General features: G+C 41.4%; 24 protein-coding genes. 23 read left to right on the top strand and 1 reads right to left on the bottom strand.

The window, feature by feature from the left end:
* Window positions 1-447 precede the first annotated feature (447 nt).
* From MKY65_RS21055 to MKY65_RS20975, 17 genes are all read left to right on the top strand, one after another.
* Entirely contained in the window at window positions 448-2,052 is a 1,605-nt protein-coding gene (locus MKY65_RS21055; protein WP_339180397.1) for a CTP synthase, read from the top strand.
* A 567-nt stretch (window positions 2,053-2,619) separates the two neighbouring features.
* Window positions 2,620-2,985, top strand: coding sequence for a response regulator (locus MKY65_RS21050; RefSeq protein WP_042529458.1), 366 nt, complete (start codon window positions 2,620-2,622; stop codon window positions 2,983-2,985).
* Window positions 2,986-3,087: 102 nt separating this feature from the next.
* The gene (gene fba / locus MKY65_RS21045) at window positions 3,088-3,942 is read left to right on the top strand and encodes a class II fructose-1,6-bisphosphate aldolase (protein WP_042529460.1); all 855 of its coding nucleotides are present in this window, start codon (window positions 3,088-3,090) and stop codon (window positions 3,940-3,942) included.
* Between the two features lie 132 nt (window positions 3,943-4,074).
* The gene (gene fsa / locus MKY65_RS21040) at window positions 4,075-4,716 is read left to right on the top strand and encodes a fructose-6-phosphate aldolase (RefSeq protein ID WP_042529462.1); all 642 of its coding nucleotides are present in this window, start codon (window positions 4,075-4,077) and stop codon (window positions 4,714-4,716) included.
* A gap of 112 nt (window positions 4,717-4,828) precedes the next feature.
* Entirely contained in the window at window positions 4,829-6,115 is a 1,287-nt protein-coding gene (locus tag MKY65_RS21035) for a UDP-N-acetylglucosamine 1-carboxyvinyltransferase (protein WP_042529464.1), read from the top strand.
* A 1,052-nt stretch (window positions 6,116-7,167) separates the two neighbouring features.
* Complete coding sequence (rho, locus tag MKY65_RS21030; protein WP_339180391.1) at window positions 7,168-8,451, top strand: transcription termination factor Rho; 1,284 nt, start codon at window positions 7,168-7,170, stop codon at window positions 8,449-8,451.
* A gap of 162 nt (window positions 8,452-8,613) precedes the next feature.
* The gene (locus MKY65_RS21025) at window positions 8,614-8,859 is read left to right on the top strand and encodes a type B 50S ribosomal protein L31 (RefSeq protein WP_042529468.1); all 246 of its coding nucleotides are present in this window, start codon (window positions 8,614-8,616) and stop codon (window positions 8,857-8,859) included.
* A 221-nt stretch (window positions 8,860-9,080) separates the two neighbouring features.
* Entirely contained in the window at window positions 9,081-9,704 is a 624-nt protein-coding gene (locus tag MKY65_RS21020) for a thymidine kinase (RefSeq protein WP_339180389.1), read from the top strand.
* 180 nt (window positions 9,705-9,884) lie between these two features.
* A complete protein-coding gene (locus tag MKY65_RS21015) occupies window positions 9,885-10,169 on the top strand; it encodes a hypothetical protein (RefSeq protein ID WP_339180387.1) in 285 nt (94 codons plus the stop codon).
* Window positions 10,170-10,314: 145 nt separating this feature from the next.
* The gene (locus MKY65_RS21010) at window positions 10,315-10,725 is read left to right on the top strand and encodes a hypothetical protein (protein ID WP_339180384.1); all 411 of its coding nucleotides are present in this window, start codon (window positions 10,315-10,317) and stop codon (window positions 10,723-10,725) included.
* A gap of 316 nt (window positions 10,726-11,041) precedes the next feature.
* Window positions 11,042-11,296 carry a hypothetical protein gene (locus tag MKY65_RS21005; protein WP_339180383.1) on the top strand — a complete coding sequence of 85 codons (255 nt, stop codon included), beginning with the start codon at window positions 11,042-11,044 and terminating at the stop codon, window positions 11,294-11,296.
* A 253-nt stretch (window positions 11,297-11,549) separates the two neighbouring features.
* Complete coding sequence (prfA, locus tag MKY65_RS21000; protein ID WP_042529476.1) at window positions 11,550-12,620, top strand: peptide chain release factor 1; 1,071 nt, start codon at window positions 11,550-11,552, stop codon at window positions 12,618-12,620.
* 3 nt (window positions 12,621-12,623) lie between these two features.
* Complete coding sequence (gene prmC, locus MKY65_RS20995) at window positions 12,624-13,487, top strand: peptide chain release factor N(5)-glutamine methyltransferase (protein ID WP_339180381.1); 864 nt, start codon at window positions 12,624-12,626, stop codon at window positions 13,485-13,487.
* A gap of 126 nt (window positions 13,488-13,613) precedes the next feature.
* Window positions 13,614-14,207 (top strand): stage II sporulation protein R, encoded by a 594-nt coding sequence (spoIIR, locus tag MKY65_RS20990; RefSeq protein WP_339180380.1) that lies wholly within the window; start codon window positions 13,614-13,616, stop codon window positions 14,205-14,207.
* 78 nt (window positions 14,208-14,285) lie between these two features.
* Complete coding sequence (locus MKY65_RS20985; RefSeq protein WP_042529482.1) at window positions 14,286-14,687, top strand: hypothetical protein; 402 nt, start codon at window positions 14,286-14,288, stop codon at window positions 14,685-14,687.
* A 422-nt stretch (window positions 14,688-15,109) separates the two neighbouring features.
* Window positions 15,110-16,138 carry an L-threonylcarbamoyladenylate synthase gene (locus tag MKY65_RS20980; protein ID WP_339180377.1) on the top strand — a complete coding sequence of 343 codons (1,029 nt, stop codon included), beginning with the start codon at window positions 15,110-15,112 and terminating at the stop codon, window positions 16,136-16,138.
* Between the two features lie 115 nt (window positions 16,139-16,253).
* Window positions 16,254-16,802 (top strand): manganese efflux pump MntP family protein, encoded by a 549-nt coding sequence (locus tag MKY65_RS20975; RefSeq protein WP_339180375.1) that lies wholly within the window; start codon window positions 16,254-16,256, stop codon window positions 16,800-16,802.
* Between the two features lie 189 nt (window positions 16,803-16,991).
* Here MKY65_RS20975 and MKY65_RS20970 read toward each other — a convergent pair whose 3' ends face one another.
* Window positions 16,992-18,458 (bottom strand): alpha-amylase, encoded by a 1,467-nt coding sequence (locus tag MKY65_RS20970; RefSeq protein WP_339180372.1) that lies wholly within the window; start codon window positions 18,456-18,458, stop codon window positions 16,992-16,994.
* 269 nt (window positions 18,459-18,727) lie between these two features.
* Here MKY65_RS20970 and MKY65_RS20965 point away from each other — a divergent pair, with 269 nt between their 5' ends.
* The 6 genes from MKY65_RS20965 to MKY65_RS20940 all read left to right on the top strand — a co-directional run bounded on the left by MKY65_RS20965 (window position 18,728) and on the right by MKY65_RS20940 (window position 26,532).
* Entirely contained in the window at window positions 18,728-19,327 is a 600-nt protein-coding gene (locus MKY65_RS20965; protein WP_339180369.1) for a low molecular weight protein arginine phosphatase, read from the top strand.
* 220 nt (window positions 19,328-19,547) lie between these two features.
* Window positions 19,548-20,930: a methyl-accepting chemotaxis protein gene (locus MKY65_RS20960; RefSeq protein WP_339180366.1), complete on the top strand. Its 1,383-nt coding sequence runs from the start codon at window positions 19,548-19,550 to the stop codon at window positions 20,928-20,930.
* A gap of 91 nt (window positions 20,931-21,021) precedes the next feature.
* Window positions 21,022-21,570, top strand: coding sequence for a TIGR01440 family protein (locus tag MKY65_RS20955; protein WP_339180364.1), 549 nt, complete (start codon window positions 21,022-21,024; stop codon window positions 21,568-21,570).
* A 261-nt stretch (window positions 21,571-21,831) separates the two neighbouring features.
* A complete protein-coding gene (glyA, locus tag MKY65_RS20950; protein ID WP_339185336.1) occupies window positions 21,832-23,067 on the top strand; it encodes a serine hydroxymethyltransferase in 1,236 nt (411 codons plus the stop codon).
* Between the two features lie 444 nt (window positions 23,068-23,511).
* Window positions 23,512-24,141 (top strand): uracil phosphoribosyltransferase, encoded by a 630-nt coding sequence (gene upp, locus MKY65_RS20945; protein WP_339180360.1) that lies wholly within the window; start codon window positions 23,512-23,514, stop codon window positions 24,139-24,141.
* A 171-nt stretch (window positions 24,142-24,312) separates the two neighbouring features.
* Window positions 24,313-26,532, top strand: coding sequence for a S8 family serine peptidase (locus MKY65_RS20940; protein ID WP_339180359.1), 2,220 nt, complete (start codon window positions 24,313-24,315; stop codon window positions 26,530-26,532).
* The last annotated feature ends 63 nt before the right edge of the window (window positions 26,533-26,595 follow it).

Here is a 26,595-nt window from a genome sequence, read left to right as displayed (position 1 = left end):
CCGGTAGGTTGGTGTTCTTAGGAATCTCCCACTTCAAGCAACCTTGAAGGTTGGTAAGTGGGGGTAGTTCAAAATAAAGCAGGAACGTGACAGGAGAAAAACATGTTTTTTTCAGTGCTTGACATTTACATAGACTAACAGTAGAATCTTTATTGGGCTCTTTGAATATAATTACAAAGCGTTTCCCCTGAGAGATGAGAGGGGAAACGCTTTTCTTATTAGATAGAGAAATAAATTGAAATAGTCTTGTGTGATAGCTTTTACCATCTATGTAAATACTATTGACAGGACAATCATTTCCAAAGAACGGCCAATTTTATCACGGATAAGCCCACGTAAACCTCCCGCCTCAAAATAAATGTATTCGGGCGAGAGATAACGGGCGCAAACTCCCTGAATCACTTAATCAATGCACAACATAAAATAAAGAAAGAAGGATGAGAACAAGTGACAAAGTATATTTTTGTAACTGGCGGCGTAGTATCATCGCTTGGAAAAGGGATTACAGCAGCTTCATTAGGACGTTTATTAAAAAACCGCGGATTAAAAGTAACGATTCAAAAATTTGATCCGTACATCAACGTAGACCCTGGGACAATGAGTCCTTATCAGCACGGGGAAGTATTCGTGACCGAAGATGGCGCTGAAACAGATTTAGACCTTGGACATTATGAACGCTTTATTGATATCAACTTAAATAAATACAGCAATATTACAACAGGGAAAGTATATTCCAGTGTCATCCGCAAAGAACGTCACGGCGATTACCTTGGCGGAACAGTACAGGTTATCCCGCATATTACCAATGAAATCAAAGACCAGGTATTCCGTGCAGGTGAAGCTACTGGTGCAGATGTTGTTATTACAGAAATCGGCGGAACTGTCGGCGATATTGAGTCACTGCCATTCTTAGAAGCTATCCGCCAAATTAAAAGTGATGTTGGCCGGAATAGTGTAATGTACATCCATTGTACGCTTGTTCCTTACATTAAAGCTGCAGGCGAAGTGAAAACAAAGCCGACACAGCATAGTGTAAAAGAGCTCCGTTCTCTTGGAATCCAGCCAGATGTGATTGTATTACGTACCGAAATGGCAATTACTAAGGAAATGAAAGAAAAGATTGCTTTATTCTGTGACATCAATGAAAAATCGGTTATTGAAATGATGGATGCAGATACGCTGTATCAAGTTCCTATTGCTTTACAGGAGCAAAATATGGATCAGATTGTTTGCAACCATTTTGGGTTAGATTGCCAAGATGCAGACATGGACGACTGGAAGGAACTCATTAATAAGGTTCGTAACCTGTCTAAAAAAGTCGAGATTGGTCTGGTCGGGAAATATGTAGAACTTCCTGATGCTTATCTTTCTGTTGTTGAATCCTTAAAGCATGCCGGGTATGATTTTGATGCGAATGTCAATATTCATTGGATCAACTCTGAATTATTATCAGAAGCAGAGATTGAAACAGCATTATCGAAAGTAGACGGGGTTATCGTTCCTGGCGGATTCGGTGACCGTGGTATCGATGGGAAAATCCATGCGATTCGTTACGCGCGTGAAAACAAAATCCCGTTCTTTGGAATTTGCTTAGGCATGCAGCTGGCTACTGTGGAGTTTGCCAGAAATGTAGCAGGCTTAGAAGGCGCACATTCTGCAGAAATTAATCCGGGAACGCCATACCCGATTATTGACCTGCTTCCAGAGCAAAAGGATATTGAAGACTTAGGCGGTACATTGCGTCTTGGATTATATCCATGCCATTTAACAGAAGGCACGAAAACAAAAGAAGCGTATGACGGTGAAGAGGTAGTGGAAGAAAGACATCGCCATCGTTATGAATTCAATAATGTGTATCGGGAGCAAATGGCAGAAAAAGGGCTTGTTTTCTCTGGGACTAGCCCGGATGGACGCCTTGTAGAGACAATTGAAATCCAGGATCATCCTTGGTTTATTGCATGTCAATTCCATCCGGAGTTCACTTCTCGTCCAACCAGGTCGCAAGGATTGTTCAAAGGATTTATCGGCGCGGCTGTGGAAAATAAAAAATAAATGATAAAAGCAAAAAGGAGATATTCATCTATCACAGATGAGTATCTTTTTTTGTATTCACGCTGGGTTAGCAGCAAGTATAAGTACTTTAATCGCTTATCAAAATAAAAATATAGGAACAATTTCCTCGACAACTATGCTAAAGTATGGTTAAAGTATTTTCCGTGGGCAGAAATACATCACAGAAGCAATTGCACCTATACTATCCCATAGTGCCGGAGAAAAAACGGCTGATTCACCATTGTGTTATGTAAATCTTATCCCCTGTTTTTTGGAAGAATAAGGTTTATTGAAAATAGCGAAAGGAGCTGGATCTCATGGAGACAATGGCTGCTTTGGCTGGCAAAAGGCCGGGAGGAATGATGAGCGGTGGTGTATAATTTTCACCTGTGAATACACATCTAAATGAATGGTGGAAACTGCCATCGGGTGCTGCGGTTTTAGCCGTAAAATGATTCTTGTTAAAATAGGGGGTAAAAAAACAAATCCATATAAATAAGCAGGAATTTAAATAAATATATCGAATTTTAAATTTAAAACAAAAATTAAATATATCGGAGGGTAAGTATGACACAATCAATCCTCATTGTTGATGACCAAATAGGAATTCGCATGTTGCTTCAAGAAGTTTTTCAAACAGCCGGTTATCGTACTTCACTTGCAAAGAACGGAAAAGAAGCGGTTGAACATTTATCAGAGTCCCCTTGCGATTTGGTAGTTCTGGATTATCATATCCCTGTTTACAACGGAAAGGCTGTCATGCAAAAAATAAAGCAGATGAGGGTAGAAGCAAAAACTATCATCATTACTGGTTTGCCGGAAGTTGCAAAACAGGAACTGGGGGAAAACTTACCTGAGGAAATTATTTCGAAGCCATTCAATGTTGCAAAACTATGTCATGTTGTGGAAGAAATTTTGAAGAAAAACGAATGAATCACTGCTACTTTGTTGCGATAAAGTCTTGAAATTGGTATTCTTATATTGTAATGAATGTTGTCAGAAATTCATGCGGACAATTTGAAGGAGGAACTTGGTATGCCTTTAGTATCAATGAAAGAAATGCTCGAAAAAGGAAAAGAAAATGGATATGCAGTAGGTCAGTTTAATATTAACAACCTGGAATATATCCAAGGTATTCTCCAAGCAGCTCAAGAAGAAAAGTCACCAGTAATTCTTGGTGTTTCTGAGGGTGCTGGAAAATATATGGGCGGCTATAATGTCGTAGTTGCTATGGTAAAATCTTTAATGGATTCATATGGTACAACTGTGCCTGTTGCCATTCATTTAGATCACGGATCCAGCTTTAAAAGCTGTGCAGAAGCAATCCATGCAGGATTTACTTCTGTCATGATAGACGGATCGCACTCGCCGATCGAAGAAAATATCGAAGTAACAAAGAAAGTGGTTGAACTTGCTCATATCCATGGTGTATCTGTTGAAGCAGAGGTTGGTACTGTAGGTGGAGAAGAAGATGGTGTTATCGGCGGAATTAACTATGCAGATAAAGAAGAATGTCTGCGTCTTGTGACAGAAGCAGGAGTAGATTGCTTAGCGCCGGCACTAGGTTCCGTTCATGGCCCATACCAAGGAGAGCCTAACTTAGGATTCACAGAAATGAAAGAAATCCTGGAGTTAGTTAATGTGCCATTAGTACTTCACGGCGGTACAGGAATTCCTACAAAAGATATTCAAAAAGCAATTTCTTTAGGAACTGCTAAAATCAATGTGAATACAGAGAATCAAATTTCCCAGACTAAAGCAATTCGTGAAACATTAGCACAAAAACCGGATTTATATGATCCGCGTAAATATTTAGGACCAGGTACTGCAGCGATTAAAGAAACCGTAATCGGTAAAATGCGTGAATTTGGTTCTTCTAATAATGCATAATTGATTTCATTAAAAATATGTGTTAAAAAGAGCAGATAAGAAAACTTTTTAATCACATCAATAAAAATATATCAGGCAAAAGCTGTACCGATGGTGCAGCTTTTGCTGCAAAATCTCAGGGAGGTAATTTGAATGAAATTTTTCATTGATACAGCTAATATTGAAGATATCAAAGAAGCGAATAAGCTTGGAATACTGGCTGGTGTTACAACCAACCCAAGTCTTGTAGCAAAAGAAGGGGTTTCTTTTCATGACCGCTTGCGTGAAATCACAGAAGAAGTTTCTGGATCAGTCAGTGCAGAAGTAATTGCTGAAGACGCAGAGGGCATGATAGAAGAAGGGAAAGAACTGGCAGCCATCGCACCGAATATTACGGTAAAAGTACCGATGACCCTTGAAGGATTGAAAGCGGTTAAGGTGTTCAGCGATTTAAATATCAAAACCAATGTGACATTGATTTTTAATGCGAATCAGGCATTGCTTGCAGCACGTGCTGGAGCAACCTATGTATCTCCTTTCTTGGGAAGATTAGATGATATTGGACAGGATGGAATGGAATTGATAGCTAATGTAGCAGCTATTTTTGACCGTCATCAGATTCAGACTGAAATCATTGCTGCATCTATCCGTCATCCAATTCATGTTACAGATGCTGCATTAAACGGAGCGCATATTGCAACCATTCCATTCAACGTTCTGTCATCCTTAGTCAAGCATCCATTAACGGATCAGGGAATTGAAAAATTCTTAGCAGACTGGAATAATCAAAAATAATTGCATAGAGTTGGAAAAAAGACAGACAATAAGAAAAGGGTAAAGATGATATGCATCTGAATAAACAAAAACAACTTGTGGATCATAACTTCCATAGGAACGAGGTTTTTACATGCAAAAGTTATTAATTGAGGGTGGGCATGAATTATCTGGAGAAGTTCACATCAGCGGTGCAAAAAATAGTGCAGTAGCTTTATTGCCTGCAGCTATTCTTGCAGATTCTACAGTAACGATTGAAGGGTTGCCGGATATTTCGGATGTAGATACGTTAGGTCAGCTGTTAGAAGAAATTGGCGGAACAGTATCCCGGGACGGTCAGGATATGACGATCCATCCAGAGAAAATGATTGCCATGCCATTGCCGAACGGAAGAGTCAAAAAATTACGTGCATCCTATTATTTCATGGGTGCCATGCTTGGAAAATTTAATAAAGCAGTTATTGGTTTGCCTGGAGGCTGCTACCTGGGGCCGCGCCCAATAGACCAGCATATTAAAGGATTTGAAGCATTAGGTGCTGAGGTAACAAATGAGCAGGGTGCGATTTATTTACGTGCCAAAGAGCTGCGCGGTGCACGCATTTATTTGGATGTCGTCAGTGTTGGGGCTACCATTAATATTATGCTGGCCGCGGTAAAGGCAAAAGGACAAACAATCATTGAAAATGCTGCAAAAGAGCCCGAGATTATTGATGTTGCAACGCTATTAACCAATATGGGTGCCAAAATCAAAGGTGTTGGAACAGATGTGATTCGTATCGACGGGGTTCCTTCCTTACACGGTTGTACGCATACCATTATTCCTGACCGTATTGAAGCGGGTACGTATGCTATTGCAGCCGCTGCAATGGGGAAAGAAGTGATTATTGACAATGTTATTCCGCAGCATATGGAATCATTGATTGCGAAACTGCGGGAAATGAATGTAAATATTGAATCACACAATGACCAATTATATGTTGCGAGAACAAAATCATTAAGCAGTGTGGATATCAAGACATTGGTTTATCCCGGCTTTCCGACTGACCTGCAGCAGCCGCTTACAACACTATTGACACAGGCGGGGTATTCTGGTGTGATTATCGATACCATTTATTCTGCGCGATTAAAGCATATTGATGAGCTTCGCCGGATGAATGCGGAAATAAAAGTGGAGGGCGGATCCGTGATTGTTTCTGGCCCGACTCAATTAGAAGGTGCAAAGGTAAAAGCCAGTGACCTTCGTGCCGGAGCAGCTCTGGTAATTGCCGGACTGCTTGCAAATGGCGTAACGGAGATTACCGGTTTGGATCATATTGATCGCGGCTATGAGAATTTGACGGACAAGCTTTCTTCTCTCGGAGCAACCATTTGGCGGGAAGAAATGACTGAATCAGAAATTTATCAAGATCAGAATACGTAAAAGAGACGGTTAAAAAGCGGAATAAAAGGACACATCGAATTTTACAGCGCGGGGCTCCAATCCCTGCAGCTGCTGTAATTTAAGCCGGCAAGTCCTTTTATTTGCTTTTTAAACAACCTCTAAAAGAGAAGCCGCTTCCTTCTCTTTTATTATATAGCATGTTTTGAGGGTATTCAGGCAGCCTGTCAAATACTTCTTATCGATGTATCGTTTTCCTGAATATTTTTAAACGCAGTGATAGAAAAGATACACCTATCCTCAAATAACTTCTATTGTCGAAAAAGCCTGCAAGATGAGTATATTTTCGATAACTTCAGAATCATAGATAAAAGTCATAGTTAACCTGATAAAATTCCTCTATTTTTGACAAAAAAGTCTATTGAATCTTTATTCGTAAAAGAGTATGATAATAGATGTTTAGTCAAACCAAGCAATTTGATAAAAGTCTGACAGGGAAATAGAAAGGGAAGTTTCATTTTACAGAGATACCGTACTCTTACCAAAAGACGCAACTCTGATGACCCGTCTTCCTGAAAAGTACTGTCAGTCCGATAAATAACATGGATTGTGTCTGTTATCTCCAGACATCTGCGGCAATATCACAGCTTCTAACTGCTTCTGTCAGCCAGAGCAGGTCTTCTTAGTACTCCTTCCATATCATTATAAGGAAATCCGTTTTGCATACCATGACGAAAATGGTACTTTTACAGTCAAGACGATGATAGATGAAAAAGGAAGTTAGAAAGATTTAAAAATAATACCAGATACATATCGTTTCCGAAAAATGGGAAACGAATGATAAGCTGTCAACGAATCAATCATCCGTTTTTTCTCCATTTGATTGAAATCTTTAGTGGATGAAATTCTAATGAAGCGTATACACAATAAGACGGCAACAGGTAAACAAACGATCAGCTATGGCGAAAGATAGAAATGATGTACTCCATCAAATCGTTCATCATAAAATACAGAAGCTGTATGAAAAGATGGGACAATGTTTATTCGTCCTATTAAAAATATATAAAAGAACCTAGAACAGGCGTGGTGATTTAATGGCAACACTGACAATCTCTAGTTTAGAGACAATGACGTTAAAAGAGATTTATGCACTTGCGAAAGATTATAAAATTTCATATTATGCAAAGCTGACAAAGAAAGAGCTAATTTTTGCAATATTAAAAGCGCAGGCGGAAAAAGATGGATTTTTATTTATGGATGGAATCTTAGAAATTATTCCTTCTGAAGGATTTGGATTCCTTCGTCCGATTAATTATTCTCCAAGTGCAGAGGACATCTATATCTCTGCTTCCCAAATCCGTCGTTTTGATTTGAGAAATGGAGATAAAGTATCGGGAAAAGTACGTCCGCCGAAGGAAAATGAACGTTATTACGGTCTGTTGCATGTCGATGCAGTGAATGATGAAGACCCCGATTCTTCCAAAGAACGTGTTCATTTTCCAGCTTTAACAGCACTTTACCCAAATCGGCCAATCAGGTTAGAACCAGAAACAAACCAGTTATCTACACGTATTATGGATTTAATGACACCAGTCGGTTTTGGACAGCGCGGTTTGATTGTCGCACCGCCAAAAGCTGGGAAAACGATGCTGATTAAAGAGATTGCAAACAGCATCTCTCAAAATCATCCGCATGCCAAACTGATTATTCTGCTGGTGGATGAGCGTCCAGAGGAAGTAACCGATATTGAACGTTCTGTAGGTCCGGACGTTGATGTCGTTTCTTCTACTTTTGATGAAGTTCCTGAGAGCCATATCAAAGTGTCTGAGCTTGTGTTAGAACGAGCCATGCGTCTTGTCGAGCACAAGCGTGATGTCATCGTTCTGATGGATAGTATTACACGCTTGGCCCGGGCATATAACTTAGTTATCCCTCCAAGCGGACGTACCTTATCCGGCGGTATCGATCCGGCAGCCTTCCACCGTCCAAAGCGATTCTTTGGTGCGGCAAGAAATATTGAAGAAGGTGGCAGCTTTACCATTTTAGCGACAGCGCTGGTAGACACCGGTTCACGTATGGATGATGTGATTTATGAAGAATTTAAAGGAACAGGGAATATGGAACTGCACCTGAATCGTCATCTTGCAGACCGCCGAATCTTCCCTGCTATCGATATTCTGCGTTCAGGAACCCGGAAAGAAGAGCTCCTGGTAGATAAAGCACATTTAGATAAAATGTGGCTGCTGCGGAAAACCATGCAGGATTCCAATGATTTCTTAGACCGCTTCTTAAAACGGATGAAGAATTCTAAGAATAACGAAGAATTCCTGCAGCTGATGGACGAAGAAATGAAACGAAAAGGAATGAATCGTCAATAGAACCAGATTCATCTTGTCTTTTGTTAATAACTTCTATTGCATTTCATTCTATACACTGTTATAATCTTTCTATGTGAGTTTAGGTAGGGTGCATTGCATCGCGAACGACTCTTCGAATAACTCTGTTTCCAAGGGACTCAGGGCAAAAAGGAGTAGAAGAACATGAAAAAGGAAATTCATCCAGAGTACAGAAAAGTAGTTTTTCTTGATACTAGCACGAATTACAAGTTCTTAAGCGGATCTACAAAAGAATCAGACGAAACAATTGAGTGGGAAGATGGAAACACATACCCTCTATTAAAAGTTGAAATCAGCTCTGATTCACATCCATTCTACACTGGTAAGCAAAAAGCTGACAAAGTCGGCGGCCGTGTGGATCGCTTTAAGAAAAAATATAACCTTAACTAATTTTCTGATGAACCGTCTACCGGTTACGAAGAATTTTTATAAGGAATGGAACTGGAAAGGACAGGCAAAATGTCTCATTTTGCCTGTTTTTTTACTTTTAATGCGATAAAATATGAAAAATAAGTTTTTTTCATTTATCATATAATAGAAGATAGTTGAGAGTGCTGCCTGAGCTTCTCATTAAAAATAGTTATACTTATTCGCGAGAGGAGTTTCTCCAAATGCATATAATGAAGCGAAATGGCTGGGTAGAATTAATTTGCGGAAGCATGTTTTCCGGAAAATCAGAAGAATTAATACGTCGTGTCAGAAGAGCAACGTATGCGCATCTAGATGTATGTGTATTTAAACCGGCTATTGATAACCGTTATGATGAAACAGCAGTTGTTTCTCATGATGGCAGAACTACTATTGCAAAATCAATCAAGGATGCGGCTGAAATTTTAGAGGAAATAAAGCCCGATGTAGAGATTGTGGCGATTGATGAAGTACAATTTTTCAATAACAATGTCATTGATGTCATCGAGGAGCTTGTTCGCCGGGATATCCGTGTCATTGTTGCCGGCCTGGATATGGATTTTCGAGGAGTTCCTTTTGAACCCGTACCACAGCTGATGGCTTTATCTGAATCGGTGACGAAATTAAATGCCATCTGTCCATTATGCGGTTCGCCTGCCAGCAGAACACAGCGGCTGATTGATGGAAAACCTGCTTCCTACGATGACCCTGTCATTCTGGTAGGAGCTTCAGAATCCTATGAACCGCGCTGCCGTCATCATCATGAAGTACCTAATAAACCAGAGGTAAATGTAGCACAACATGTTGTAAAACAAGCAAATAGTTAATATGAAAACTGCCGATTCTATATATTCGGCAGTTTTTTATATAATGAAACCTCATTTTGTTGAGATTCCTCCTCGCCACCTTGCAGGATTAGGTTAGAGTTGTGGGAAGGCGCATTGATTACTCTCTTCCATAGAATGGCTTTTGCGATTACTTACCCAATTAAAACCATTGGCAGTTGAGTGAATCGTGTTGTATCTACAGGTTTAGCTGAATTAATTGGGAGCGTAGCAGAAGAAGATGATATTATTTATCGTATCAGTGGTGTTGGAGGATCAGAATTTGTATATTCAAAGACTGTTGATATAGTAAAAATAGGAGATATTTCAGTAAGAAAATTTGTATTGGAAATCGGCGCTATGAATTACGGTTTTGAGTTGGATGGAATCATTGGTTTAGACCTGTTACGGCAAATGAAGGCCATTATTAATATAGATGAATTAACATTAATGTCAAATAGTCAATAGTAATACAATATTATTTTACTATCCCACTTTAAGTGTAAATGAATAAAATAATTCACAAATCGGGCTAATTAATCAATTTCAGGTCGTTGCACACATGGAAAGAACGGGCGAATACACTGGATATAGGATGAGAGGAGGTTAACGGATGTCTTTTCACTATCCCTATTCGCCCGGCTGGCACCCTTACCGTCAAAATCAGGGAGGGTATACCCAGCAAAAGGAATATCAGAGCCAACGGAGCAATAGCGCACAGGACGCAGGTGTGGAAACGCAAATACAAGGTGATAACTATGGATCAGGCTATGAACTTCCTGTTCAGGATACAGCCAGCCAAAGACCGGGAAGCAATCTATATAAAGCCCATTCCGCTTCTTATCATGATGCATCGCCAGATATGCAATACATGATGCAGATGATGATGGATGTAAGAAGCCAATTGGAGCAGCTCAACTACTTGATCGCACAGAATAATCGACTGCTGCAATCTATGCATAATCAAGAAGATACCAAATGTGTTCAAGGAAGCGGCGGCGGAGCTGTTATTGTACGGATGTGATAACATTTGGCCGGTTCTTTTAAAACATTGTTATGTTATTGGAGCTGGACTGCTGCATAATACAGGCGGAGGAAAAGGAAGATTTATTTAAAAGTAAATAGTAATATGCTCGGTAGTATATTATATAAGATACGTTTCCTACAAAAGAAATCCAAATTAGCTTGGGTTTCTTTTTGGATAAATCGGTTTTCTTCAGCACAATTTCTTTCAAAAAGAAATTGTGAAAGTTATCGTAATTTTTGCACAAGTGCTATTACACTATTCCTTCTCGTGATACAATATAAATATACTATGTATCATTCTGGAGGTGAATACATTGAAGTGGGAAGAAGTGCGTCATGCATTTCCCGAACAATGGGTTTTGATTGAAGTAGTTCAGGCACATACCAATGATCACAGTGAACGTATTTTAGATGACATGGACCCTTTGAAAAAATTCTCCAACTCTCCAGAGGCAATGAAAATATGTCAGGAGATTCACCGATACGATTTGGGCAGAGAAGTATATGTACTTCATACAAGCCGAAAAGAGCCGCATATCATGCAGAAAAAAGAAGGAATTGGCAGGTAGCGGTTAAAAAAGAAACTTTTCATTTTTAGAAAAATAAGGAACTGGAAGGGAAATTATGAGGATGCTGTTTATGCCGTTAAATAGAGAAGAAATCAGAAAAGAATGCCTGTAGACTGACCGCGTATAAAACGTGCTGCGTCTATAGGTATTTTTTTGCCGGCAGCAGTGCAATATCTTCTTATCAGGTGTGCAATTGACCCGGATGCTCCCTTATAATATAATAAGACTGTTATGGAGAAAGAGGTGTATTCTTGTGTTAGATCGTTTGCAAGCACTAGAAGATCGGTATAATAAATTAAATGAAATGTTAAGTGATCCGGAAGTAATCAGTGATACAAAAAAGCTGCGTGAGTATTCGAAAGAGCAGGCTGGACTGGAGGACGTTGTCCAGGCTCACCGTGAGTATAGAGAAGTGACATCACAACTGGCAGATGCGAAAGAAATGCTGGAAGATGAATCAGATAATGAAATGCTGGAAATGGCCAAGATGGAAGTATCTGAATTATCGTCCAGAAAAGAAGAGCTGGAGGAACAAATGAAGATTCTCCTGCTTCCTAAAGACCCGAATGATGATAAGAACGTTATTATGGAGATTCGCGGTGCTGCCGGCGGAGATGAAGCTGCTTTATTTGCAGGTGATTTATATCGGATGTACTCTCGTTATGCAGAAGCGCAGGGCTGGAAAATCGATGTGATGGAGGCTAGTTCCACAGGCGTTGGCGGTTATAAAGAAATCATCTTTATGATCAATGGCTCAGACGTTTATTCCAAACTGAAGTATGAAAATGGCGCCCATCGCGTACAGCGTGTTCCGGAAACAGAGTCTGGCGGACGGATTCATACATCCACTGCAACCGTTGCGGTGCTGCCTGAAGCGGAAGAGGTAGAGATAGACGTCCATGAGAAGGATATTCGTGTAGATACCTTTGCTTCCAGCGGACCAGGCGGACAAAGTGTTAATACGACTATGTCAGCAGTGCGTTTGACACATGAGCCTACAGGAATTGTTGTATCGATTCAGGATGAAAAATCACAGATTAAGAATAAAGAAAAGGCAATGAAAGTATTGCGTGCCCGTATTTATGATAAATTCCAGCAGGAAGCACAAGCGGAATATGATGAAAATCGTAAATCAGCGGTTGGTACAGGAGACCGCTCAGAGCGTATCCGTACGTATAACTATCCGCAAAACCGTGTGACAGACCATCGGATCGGTTTGACCATTCAAAAGCTGGACCAGATTATGCAGGGCAAGCTGGATGAGTTTATCGACGCGCTTGTCATGGAAGAACAAGCGAAAAAATTAGAGCAGATTGGGGAATAATCAATGACCCAAACAAAAATTCACGAAGTCCTTCACCGGGCTTCTCTTTTTTTAGAAAAGGCAAATAGAGAACCAAAAGTGGCAGAAATATTAATCAGACATCATTTAGGATTATCCAGGCAGGAATGGCTGCTTGCTTTGCGTGACCCTGTATCTGAAGAAAAACAAATGCAGATTGAAGCAGATATAAAAAAGCATGCTGAAACTGGAATTCCCGTCCAGCATTTGACTGGATATGAGGAATTTTATGGACGCATCTTTCAAGTGAATAAGCATGTGTTAATTCCCAGACCGGAAACAGAAGAGCTGGTGCTTGCTGTAAAGGATTACCTTGCTGGGCAAACCGGACCTGTACGGGTGGTTGATATAGGTACAGGAAGCGGCGTTATTGCGATTACGTTGGCATTAGAATTAAATCATGCAGAAGTCTTTGCTACCGATATTTCAGTTGAGGCGCTTCAAATAGCCAAGCAGAATGCGGATCAATGGGAAGCAGATGTATCATTTCTGGAGGGAGATTTTTTATCTCCGGTTATTCATGAAACCACGCCATTTGATGTGATTGTTTCCAACCCGCCGTATATTGCGAAATCAGAAGCATCTGCCCTGAGTGATACCGTCCGTGATTTTGATCCGGAGCTGGCGCTTTTTGCAGAAGCGGATGGGTTAGCAGCATATCATATGATTATCGAACAAGTGAAGCGGCTGCCCTTAAAAAAAGATACGCTGCTGGCTTTTGAAATTGGCCATACGCAGGGGGAATCTGTAAAGAAACGGATACAGCAGGTTTTTCCGGGCAGCCATGTGGAAATCAAACAGGATATCAACGGAAAAGATCGAATGGTATTTGCGAGCCATTTAAGCTGATATTTGCATAGCCAAAATCACGAAAAAGTATACCCGGTTTTTAAATATATATTTCTATCAAACTTGTATAAGCAGAAATCTCCTTGTCCAAACTATCTCATAGATAGATGGAAGGGAGATTTTTTTATGAAAAAATTATGGATGGCAATGGCACTTATATTTTTATTATTATCGATTATTCCAGTAGCTAGTATAGCAAAAGAATTGCAAAATAAAGAGCTTGACTATCAGGTTATCCCGGACGAAGCGATCCGGCTGCGTATTCTGGCAAATAGTGACAGCGAGAAGGATCAAGATGTAAAACATAAGGTCCGCGATGAAGTGAATGAAGTGATCACGGAATGGGTGAAGGACATTGATGATATTGAAGAGGCAAGACAGCTGATTGACGACCGGCTTCCGGAATTAGAAGAAGTAGTCAGAGATACACTGGAGAAAGAAAATAGCGATGATGACTTTGAACTGGAATTTGCGGAGGATGTATCATTTCCGGCGAAATTATATGGAGACTACCTTTATCCGGCAGGGGAATATGAAGCGATTTTAGTAACGATAGGAGAAGGTTCTGGCGCCAACTGGTGGTGTGTCCTATTCCCGCCATTATGCTTTTTAGATTTCTTTAATGGCACCTCTGTAGCGGACGGAGATGCGGCAGAAGCAGAAGAGGAAGAAGAGGTGGAAGTAGAATTCTTTTTATTTAAATGGTTAGGCTTGTCATAGATTTATTCATAGAGGCATACGATGATAGTAAAGCGTAGCTTAAGTTTAATCAAGAAAAAAAGAATGGAGGATGGAAAAATGCAAATCTACCAAGTTAAAGAAGCAAAACTAGAGCTGATAGAGAAATTTATGGAAAAGAACGGAACGCTTTTCGGCAAAAAATTAACAAAGGAAAGCTATGTTGTAGAAATCAACGGAAGCATGGAAGGCTGCTTTAATCTGGATATGGTAGATGAATCGACGTATTGGCTGAAGCAATTATATTTAAATAAAGAGCATGTAGAAAAATTATTTGTTGTATTTGAATCTGTTCTGGTCATATCCAGAAAAAATAACGTAAAATGTGTATATGTGCATAACCAAAGCCCAGTTGTGGATATCTTATTAGAGTCTTTACAATTCAAAAGGGAAAGCGATGTCACATTTAAAAATATAAATTCAGAAAAAACAGGGAATTGGTGGGCGTATCAGGTATCCTAATTTTTGAAAAAGGAGAGAAGCTTGATATAACTAGCATGGTTTATTTCGTAATTTGTCAAGTGAAAATTATACACACTATTCACAACAGGATGTGTATAATTAGGGGGTATTTGTGAATTATCGTCATTTTGTGGATAAAAACTGTGAATAATGTGCATAAGTTTGTAAAAATACTGCTTTTTTGCGTTTCCGTTGTGTATCGACTAAAATAGAAACGTATAAAGTGAAACTTCATATAGTGGGAGTTTATCCACTGCATGTTAGTTGAACTAATCGGGACGTTACTGGCTGCCCTATCTCCCGCTTAGAAATGATATATTTCCTTATTTCTTGAAGCGGGAGTTTTACAAAAGCTCTTCGGTGGGACGAGTAAACGCAATCTCAGCCGCAGCCAGTTACACTGTGGGAAATGAGGAAAAGTTATGCACACGAAAGTATGGAAAAAGAATGGAACCACTATCATAGACAAAGAGATTCAAGAGGCAGCAAATCTGTTAAAAGAAGGAGAGGTTGTCGCCTTTCCAACAGAAACGGTCTACGGACTGGGCGCAGACGCCACAAATGAAGCGGCTGTCCGAAAAATATTTGAAGCAAAGGGACGCCCGCAGGATAATCCATTGATTGCCCATGTTGCGTCAGCGGAGCAGCTAAAAGAGCTTGTCACATATATTCCAGATTATGTATATCCATTGATGGAGGCTTTTTCACCAGGCCCTTTAACATATATTTTACCAGCAAATGATTTCTGCGCAGAGAATGTAAAAGCTGGCCTATCCACGATCGGGGTGCGAATCCCTAGTCACCCTATTGCGCTTGCTTTATTACAGGCAGCAGGAAAACCTGTAGCGGCTCCCAGTGCAAATGTGTCCGGAAAACCGAGCCCGACTCAAGCGGCACATGTATATGAGGATTTAAATGGAAAAATCAGCGGACTGATTGATGGCGGACAGACGGGTGTCGGACTGGAATCAACAGTGATTGACTGCACGGGAGAAATACCGATTATTTTACGACCTGGCGGAGTGACAAAGGAACAATTAGAGGCGGAAGCAGGCACTGTGATGATGGATCCAGGCCTTGTTACATCCTCTGCTGACCGTCCAAAAGCTCCTGGAATGAAATATAAACACTATGCACCCGAGGTTCCGCTTTATTTATTTGAAGGAAATCATCAGGCTTTTAGTGCATTTGTGGATAAAGAAAAGCAGGCAGGGAACAGAATAGGCGTCCTGGCATCCAATCAAAGTGCTGAAATTTTTCCGGAAGACACAAAAGTGCATCTGCTTGGCGGGACGATAGAAGAAATCGCTTCTTCCTTATATGATGGATTGCGGTTCTTTAAGCATGCCAATGTGGATAAGATTGTTTGCGAGACATTCCCGGAGCAAGGAATTGGTCAAGCAGTCATGAATCGTCTGCGAAAGGCGGCAGATCAAATTATAAAAGAATAGCCTTTGTAATAGAAGAGATATCCACAATGACCGTCACGAATATTTCTGAAAACATTCATATAATCCTGTTTGGAAGCATAAAGTGTACAAGCATGCTTCAAAGGGGGACGTATGAATGTTTTTTTCTACCGAATTACTTTCACTGGCCTTGCTCGCCGTTGGTTTAAGTATGGACGCATTCTCTATCAGTCTGGGCTTAGGAATGAATAAAATGCGATTGAAACGGATTGCTATTATTGGCCTGGTAATCGGCAGTCTCCACATGCTTTTCCCGATGGCAGGCATGCTGCTTGGACATGCGTTATCAGAACAGGTTGGACAATGGGCAGCGCTGGCATCGGGAATCCTGCTGTTCTTTATCGGCGCCCATATGTTTTTCTCCGCCTTTCATACATCCGAGGAATACAGATGGCAGCCGATCGGTCTCGGGCTGTGGATGCTTGCGTTCAGCGTCAGCCTCGATAGCTTTACAGTTGGGTTCAGCCTTGGTATTTCTGGCGTCACGATTATTTTTACGCTCCTTATTTTTGGGGCTATAAGCTGTCTTTTTACATGGGTTGGCTTACTATTAGGCAGGCGTCTGCAGGGCTTCCTTGGGATATATAGTGAAATTTTTGGAGGGATTATTCTTTCATGCTTTGGGCTTTATATGTTATTCAGCTGAGCGTAAATGATGAATCGAAATAAAAAGTGCTGGCGGCCGAATTTTCAGAACGGGATAGGATAAAACGATATATTCCATATCAATCACAGATGAAAAAAGCACACGCATCCTATTGTAAAAAAAGGCTAAAACCCTAACCGCATAGGTTTTAACCTTTTTAACTCGTAGTTATGGCTTGCAGGGACTAAATTATTCGACGTCTTCTTTTGGAAGTGCCCATACGGATACACTGCCTCCGTTCACAGGGAAAACGGCAAAGCCATCTTCTTCAATGGAGATATGATCGGTTCTTGTTCCAGTCAGGTCGACCCAGACCTCTCCTGCACGATCTTTTCCTGCATACATTCTTTTTTCACCATCGTCTCCATTCGAGATGATAACGGCACAGCCTGAGCGCTCTATTTCCGGAATGCCGCGGCGAACCCAGCTAATCGTGCTAGGGTGATCGAAGTAGTCTTCCTGTTCACCGTACGCTTTATGATAGCGAGTATAGAGAAGCGGATCAATGGCTTCTTTTTTATCCTCGATTGGATTTTCTCCTCCAATCCCAAAATAATCACCGTAAAAAATGCATGGGTATCCGCCTTCCCGCAGTAAAATAAGGGCATAAGCGCTTTGTTTAAACCAATCCTCGACCCAGGATTCAAGTGCTTCGTAAGGCTGCGTATCATGGTTATCCACGAAGGTCACAGCGTGGAGCGGATGGGATTGGACCAGTGTATCATCAAAAATCGTTGTCAAATCAAAATCGCTGCCGTCTTTAGAGGCTTCGTGTAGCTTATCGTGCAGGGCCACATCAAATAAATCGATATGGTAATCGACCTGCTCCAAAAATTGCCGGCATGCTTCCAAATCATGCTTCCAGAACTCGCCGACGAAATAAAAATCCTCCCCGTATGTATGGGCAATCTCTTTTGCAAACTCGTTAATAAAATCATGATTAATGTGTTTCATTGCGTCTAAACGGAAACCATTGCAATTTATCGCATCTACAAGCCATTTTCCCCAGTGGATCATTTCTTCCCGGACTTCGGGATGATGGTAGTCGATATTGGCAAACATTAAATAATCGTAATTGCTGAATTCATCATCAACTGCTTCGTTCCATGTTTTATTATCGCCTACAATTCGGAAAATACCTGTTCTGTCCTCCATCGCGTCGTAGTCTGTCCCATTAAAATACTCAAATCCCCATTTAAAAGAAGAATACGTATCATCACGTCCTGGAAAGGTGAATTTTGTCCATCCTTCTATATCAAAAGGATCGGAAATCTCTTTTGTTCTGTCATTCGGGTCTACTTCAATCACTTGAAATGTTTCTGTGTCATCTGCACCGGCTTTATGGTTCATCACGATATCGGCAAACACATGAATATCCTCATCATGACACGCTTTTATCGCCTCCTGCAGCTCTTCTTTCGTGCCGTATTTTGTAGCGGTGCTCCCTTTTTGATCAAATTCCCCTAAGTCGTATACATCATAAGGGGCATAGCCGGTATCTTCCGCAGACATGCCCTTTGTAACAGGCGGAATCCAAACAGCGTCAATCCCTCTGTTTTTTAACTCAGGAGCTGCTTCCTTCAGCCGGTTCCAATGGAGAGCGTCTGCTTCTACATGCCATTCGAAAAATTGAATCATAGTATGATTTCGCTTCATATCATTTCTCCTCGTTTCTATGAATAAATCGATTAAAGAAAAGTTATAACTTCATTTGGTCTCAGTTGCTTAAATGTTTTTTTATGGTGTTCTTGTTTTTTCTTAAAAATTTATTTTTCCATATAAGTAGTAGATACACTTTATTGTCAGAAACGAAACCTCATATCTCTTTTAAAGGGCAGTCTGCGTTTTTGATTTAATCATGATATGATGTAAAAAAGAATACGTTTGACAAATATTATCGTGATAAGAACAGGAGGATGCATCTTATGAATGTACTATTCGTATGTACGGGAAATACGTGCCGCAGTCCAATGGCAGAAGCCTTGTTGAAGCAGCGCGCACAATCAGATATACAGGTGAAATCTTGCGGAATCAGTGCGATGCCGGGAGCGCCGGCGAGCAGTCAGACAGAAGAGGTCCTGAGACAGGAAGGGATTGAAATAAATCATCAATCCGCCCCAATCAACGCCGCATTGGTGCAATGGGCCGATGTGATCCTGACTATGACCGCTTCTCATAAAGAAAGAATCTGGTCCGAATATCCCGAAGAAAGAAAAAAAACATATACACTTAAAGAATTTGCACTACATGCCGATATAAAAATATGGGAGCAAATAGAAAAAGCCTATGCGAATTTAGAAGAAAAAAGAAAGCGCTGCGTCAAGCAGTTTGATTCTCAAATGGATCCGATAGAGCAGCGTCGGCGGCTGTATGAAATAGGTCAGGAAGAGATGGAAACAATTCGTGATTTAAAAAGACAGCTGACGCATTCTGATATTGCCGATCCTTTTGGCGGGTCAACAGCGCATTATTTGAAGACAAAACAAGAAATTGAATCCTGTCTTGATCATTGGCTGTCATCTTAAAAAGACAGCAATGAAGGAAACAGTGGATGGCAGCCTGTGAAAACTCCGTGGAATCTTTGCAGCGAGAGGGAAAGTGAAAGAAATTTGCTTTCTCTTGAAAGCGCTTGTGCCGGAGTTTTCGCATGTTTTGCTTGCTGTATTTTCATCAGATTTCCGCTGTGTCGCATGGAAGTCTTGTAACCGCAGCAATGAAAATTTTAATTGGGGGAGTGGAAGTTAAATGGGGAATAGGTATCGGTTTAGTCTTAGGTTAAAGCTGGTTGTGTTTACTACTTTTTTAGCGCTTATTACATACTCAACAAGCGCATTTTTTATTTATGTTGTATATGACTATGTGCAATCCCGGATCAATATATCTCAGCAGGTTTTTGTTATCAGCACGCTGCTGGCCGGGGTGGTGTGGTCCGGGATTCTTGCTTTTTTTGCTGCAAGATGGATTACAAAGCCTTTGCAGAAACTGGAGAAAATTACAGGGGAAGCAGCCAAAGGAAATTTAGAGATGCGGGTGGAAATCCCAAAATCGGATGATGAAATCAAATCGTTATCTGTTGCGGTAAACAGTATGCTGCAGAGTTTAAATAAAATGGTAATAAATATTGACCAGCATTTTGAGGAAACCAATACAACCGTCCATCAATTGAAGGAAGCTTCAAATACGGCTACAAAGCATGCTGCTGCGATTGGTGATTCCATCAGCGAAATTTCAGATGGTGCAGAGAATTCATCCCGTGCGACACAGGAGACGGTTGGATCGATTGAAATTGCAACGGAACTGGCGAACGAAGTACAAAATAAAGCAGAGACCTCCAAAAAGCAGTCGCACGCTATGATTCATATGCTGGAGGAGGGCCAGAACATGGTGAAACAATTAGTTGCCGGAATCGAGCGTATTGCTGTAGAGCAGGAAGTCTCGATGGAGGATGTCAATCATTTGCGCCAAAGCACGATGGAAGTGGAAGGAATCATTACCTTAGTCGGTGAAATTGCAGAACAAACCAACTTATTAGCATTAAATGCTTCCATTGAGGCTGCCCGGGCTGGGGAGCATGGAAAAGGCTTTGCGGTGGTTGCAGAGGAAGTGCGGAAGCTGGCCGATCAAAGCGGGAAGGCAGTGAAAGATATTTCCGAGCTCCTGCTTTCCATCCAGACAGATGTGAAGCAATTAGCAGAAAAAATGAATACCAATGCGGCATCCGCACGGAAAGAAGTCGGTCGTGGAGAGGACACGAATCGTACGATTACGGAAATGGGGACAACAGTCACGGAGACAGCCGCGCAGGTGGATACGATTTATGAATTGGTGGAGCAGCAGCTGCAATCGATTCAAAATACAGCCAATCAATCGCAGGAAGTAGCAGCTATTGCCGAAGAAACATCTGCTGGTACACAGGAGGTCAATGCTGCGGTTCAAGAACAGATTGGAACAATGGAACAAGTGGACCAATTAGCAGGACAAATGGAGGAGCATGCCGGAAATCTAAGAGAACAGATTAAGCAATTTAATGTGAAGCAAGAAACGGATTCTGGCAGCGTGATATCCATGGAGCCTTCTGACAGCAGCAGGGGCGGTTTAGAGGAAAACAGGCATCAAGATGTATCGTAATTTTAAAAAAATCATGGTATGCTATAAATGATTCTATTATTTGCTGTGTTAAACGAAGACACAGAAGGATGATAAGCAGTAAGGGTGTGTCATGATGATAACAAAAGACTTAGAACAAGTCATTGATCAATGGCTGGCGACAAACAGCCTGCGAAAAGACGAAATCGTTGTTATTGGCTGCTCTACAAGTGAGGTAGCCGGTCAGCCAATCGGGACAAGCGGGAGTACAGAAATTGCAAAAAGTATTTACGAGCAGATGACAAAGCTCCAGAAGCAGACCGGAGTCCATCTTGCATTTCAATGCTGTGAGCACTTAAACCGATCTCTTGTCGTAGATCGGCAGACAGCTGTGCAATATGGTCTGGAGGAAGTTGCTGTGGTGCCTGTTCCAGAAGCAGGAGGATCAATGGCGAGCTATGTCTATAGACAACTGGAGCATCCTGTTGTTGTGGAGAATATTCGTGCCCATGCCGGGATAGATATTGGCGAAACCATGATAGGCATGCATTTGAAGCCAGTAGCGGTTCCTTTGAAATTGGAGCAGCGTACGATTGGCCATGCCAGAGTCAGGGCAGCACGGACCCGCCCGAAATTAATCGGTGGTCACCGGGCGTATTATGGAGAAAATCCAGCGAGATAAAGTGAAACTTCATTCAGTGGGGGTTTTTCTTAATCCCCCACTGAATGGTAGTTGAACGAATCGGGCCGTTACTGGCTGTTGGATCTCCCATTTAGAATTTTTCGAGTTTCCTCTATTCTTGAAGTGGGAGTCTTACAAAAGCTCTTCGATGGGGCGAGTAATCGCAGTCCCAGCCAGTTACACTGCGATAAATCATTCTTTTTCGTTTGAACAACAAATAATAATAAATTTTTACCCTATATAGGAGGCTGTGCAGTAATGATGGAATATGTAAAACAAGCAGATAATGAAGTTTTTCAGGCGATGTTGCAAGAGAAGGAGCGTCAGCAGGATAAGATTGAGCTGATTGCTTCAGAAAACTTTGTATCCAAGGCAGTTATGGATGCAATGGGGTCCATACTTACGAATAAATATGCGGAAGGCTACCCAGATAAACGCTATTATGGCGGCTGTGAGTATGTTGATATCGTAGAGGACCTTGCCAGAGAACGTGCGAAGGAAATATTCGGCGCAGATCATGCCAATGTACAGCCCCATTCCGGTTCCCAAGCGAATATGGCAGTATATTTTACTTTTCTGGAGCCTGGAGATACCGTATTGGGAATGAATTTAAACCACGGTGGACATTTAACGCATGGAAGCCCGGTCAACTTCAGCGGCGGTTTGTACAACTTTGTTGACTATGGCGTGGATAAAGAGACAGAGCAGCTGGATTATGATGCTGTCCTGGAAAAAGCAAAAGAAGTCAAACCGAAACTGATTGTTGCTGGTGCAAGTGCGTATTCCCGAAGCATCGACTTTAAAAAGTTCAGAGAGATTGCAGATGCTGTCGGCGCTTACCTGATGGTGGATATGGCACACATCGCCGGATTGGTTGCGACAGGGCACCATGAAAATCCGGTTCCATATTCTGATTTTGTGACAACCACAACGCATAAAACATTACGCGGTCCTCGCGGCGGAATGATTCTTTGTAAAGAAGAGTATGCGAAGAAAATTGATAAAGCCATCTTCCCTGGAATCCAAGGCGGACCTTTAATGCATATCATTGCAGCAAAGGCGGTTTCCTTCAAAGAAGTACTATCCGATGATTTCAAAGCATATTCCGGAAATATTATCGAGAATGCAAAAGCACTTGGAGAAGCACTGCAAAAAGAAGGCATCCGTATTGTTTCAGGCGGAACAGACAATCATTTATTATTATTAGATGTTACGCCATTAAATCTGACAGGAAAAGTAGCGGAAAAAGCATTAGATGACGTGGGCGTGACTACAAATAAAAATACCATTCCTTTTGATACCGAAAGCCCATTTGTTACAAGCGGCGTCCGCATCGGAACAGCAGCAGTAACCACACGCGGATTCGGAGTCGAAGAAATGAACGAAATAGCAGCAATTATCTCACTTACCTTAAAAAATTACGAAGACGAAGAAAAACTAAAAGAAGCAAAAGAACGCGTACAAGCACTAACAGAAAAATTCCCGCTTTATAAATAAGATATCCCCATTGTGGATAAACTTTATACGTTTAAAGCAGGACAATAGAAATCCACAGAGTTAGGTGCTCTGTGGATTTCTATATTTATTTTTTTCTGTTGGTTAGTATAGAAATATTCTCTAAATTTAAAAGATGCATAAGGTGAATTATTAAATTATATACTTTCCTTTTATAAATAGATGTTAATAACACTTAGTCAGACATTATAATTAGCGGAGTGTATTTCTGGAGCGACAGCCAGGAAATCTTTTTTATTCCAAAGCATATCTATTATTTGATTTATAGTAAAACCAACTTGATTTCTTCAGGAATCAGCGAGATAATAAAAACAAAATTATAATTTTTGCAATAAACTATTATTCACCCAGCAAAGAACATTCACTTGAAAGCACTCATGATTTTCAGTACAATTTGAACGATATATAAATTTAAGGAGTGGTCACGTGAGTAATGTATTTGTATTTGATCATCCGTTAATTCAACATAAATTAACGTATATTCGCGATAAAAATACGGGAACAAAAGAATTTCGCGAGCTTGTAGACGAAGTAGCGATGTTAATGGCATTTGAAATTACAAGAGATTTACCAACATCTGATGTGGAAGTGGAAACACCAGTTACCACATCAAAATCAAAAGTATTAGCTGGTAAAAAACTTGGACTGGTACCGATTCTTCGTGCAGGCTTGGGCATGGTTGACGGCGTACGCAAACTGATTCCGGCAGCAAAAGTAGGACATGTTGGTTTATATCGTGACCCAGAAACACTTAAACCGGTAGAATACTATGTTAAATTGCCAAATGATATTGAAGAGCGTGAACTGATTGTGATTGACCCGATGCTGGCAACAGGCGGTTCAGCAATTGATGCCATTGGAGCTTTGAAAAAACGCGGCGCGAAAAATATCCGCTTGATGTGTCTTGTAGCGGCACCAGAAGGCGTGAAGGCAGTACAAGAAGTACACCCGGATGTAGATATTTACTTAGCAGCACTAGATGAAAGTCTGGATGACCATGGTTACATTGTTCCTGGCCTTGGAGATGCAGGAGATCGTCTATTTGGAACAAAATAAGAGAATGAAAAGCAGGCTGGATATCACATCCAGTCTGCTTTTTGAATTAGAAAGAAATTGATGGATAACATATATCCCTCGTAAGTGCCCGCTTCGATAAATTTACACCCGTTAAAATTTGTATAAAATGACCTTTATCCACGAAAACTACTCTACAAAGGTGGAGATGTTATGTGGAAAAAGATATTATTCTCTCTCGTCCTCTGTGTGCTTTTGATGCAGCTGCAAAACATAACGGTGTATCATGCTGACAATCCCAAGCAGACTCTGATTATAGAAGTAGAGGGAGACCCTCATGAAGTAAAAGAAGAAATAGAAGCTTATCATCCATTTGTGGAGGTTGTAGCAGTATACGATATTGTTTTTGACGGGCTTGCTGTCGAAGGAAAAGGAGAGCAGCTGGCAGAGCTTGGCTCCATTGAGCAGGTGAAGACATTCCACCAGGTGCAGACATACGAAACCCTGCCTCAACAGACAAATAACGCCGATGTAACGGAAGAAATGGATTCCTCCGCACCAGAACCGCAAGATTTGAATACAACTCCTTTTACAGGGGACGGTGTCAAAGTAGGTGTGATTGATACAGGAATCGACTATAACCACAATGATTTACAAAAGAATTATCAAGGCGGCTATGATCTGGTTGATTTTGATGATGATCCAATGGAAACTACACCGGAGGAAGGGCAGCCAACTGCACACGGGACCCATGTAGCAGGAATCATTGCAGGCAATGGGGAGATAAATGGGGTAGCTCCAGACGCAGAGATTTACTCCTATCGTGCTCTTGGGCCAGGCGGTTCAGGCTCCTCTGTTCAAGTGTTGGCTGCTATAGAAAAAGCAATCGAGGATGAGATGGATATTATCAACCTGTCCTTGGGGAATGATGTCAATGTTCCGGATTATCCGACGAGTATGGCAGTAAATCGTGCCAGCGAGCTTGGTATGATTGTTGTTATTGCAAATGGAAACAGCGGACCGGATGCATGGACAGTCGGATCGCCGGCAACAGCAGACAAGTCTGTATCTGTGGGAGCGTCCACAACACCTCAAAAAGAGCCTGTGCTTGCAGATACATTTGAGGAAAAGGAAATTCCTTTAATCGAAGCAATCGGAGCTGAACCATGGGAGCTGGACCGCTCCTATGAGCTGGCGGATATGGACAATCTGGAGCAGGGAGAATCCTTACAAGGAAAAATAGCAGTTGCGAAACGAAAAGAGATTCCCTTTTTTGAATTGGCGTTACAAGCAGAAAGTCTGGGTGCAGAAGCTTTGATTATTTATAACTCAGAGCCTGGACCGCTGCAGGCATCGGTAGAGAATAACCGTCAGCCTGTAACAATTCCGGTTGCTTCTATCCAGCAGGAAGAAGGAGAATGGCTGCAGTCGCAAATAAATCAAGGGAATTATTTTATAGATTCCATTCAAAAAGAATCGTTATTGACGATTGCACCCTTTAGTTCACGTGGGCCGGTGGCTGTCCAATGGGCAATCAAACCGGATATTTCTGCACCGGGAGCTGCCATATGGAGTACAGTTCCCGGAGGATATCAGGCGATGAACGGGACGAGTATGGCCGCTCCGCATGTGGCAGGAGCCTTTGCTGTTTTAAAGGAGGCGCATCCAGACTGGACGAATACTCAGCTGATTGGCGCGCTTAAAACAACAGCACAGCCTTTTGAAGAACAGGAAGACCGGCTTAATGCCACTACGCAAGGGATGGGACTGATGCAGCTGGATGCGGCAGTAGATACCCCTGCCATTATTTCTGACCCGCAGCTGGAGTTTGGGAAGCTGAATCAGTATCAGGAAGCATTTACAGAAACAGTTACGATTGAAAATAAAACAGAGAAAGAACAAACGTATTATTTTGAAACGCCGGAGCGAAAAGATGGTTTAGTCTGGAGCATCCCGCAATCCTTTACAATCGAACCGGGAGAACAAGAGGAAATAACGATAGAGCTGTCAATGAACCGGGAGCGTCTGGAAGAAGGAGTGCATGAAGGCTGGCTGACACTGAAAGAAGATGAAAGAAGCTATGCTTTGCCGTACATCATTGTCAATCAGGAGGCAGATCAGCCCAAAACGGCAGGCTTTGAATTCTACTTGGAACCGTTTGAAAATGCGGATTATAAGTACCAATTCTTTGTAACAGAACCTGTCAAAAGCCTGGATGTCAGTTTATATCATCCAGAGACATTATTGTTTGAACGGAAACTGCTGGAAGAAGCAGAACTGGAGGAAGGGCGTCATGAGGGTGTTATCAGCAAAGAAGAAGCAGGAGCACCTGGTTATTATCTGGCATTAATCACAGCAGAGCTTGAAACCGGTGAGTTTGAGCAGGTGGAAACGATGGTTTTTATAGAAGATGTTCAAAATGTCCCTCAGTAACAAGCTGCGGGCAAGGATTTCTGTAAAAAACAGCACGCAAGAAGGTACGGATAGGCTTTTTTC

This window comes from Oceanobacillus sp. FSL W7-1293, assembly GCF_037969815.1.
Taxonomy (GTDB): Bacteria; Bacillota; Bacilli; order Bacillales; family Amphibacillaceae; genus Oceanobacillus; species Oceanobacillus oncorhynchi.
Note: the sequence above shows the minus strand (reverse complement) of the source record. Positions and strands in the feature narration are given on the sequence as shown.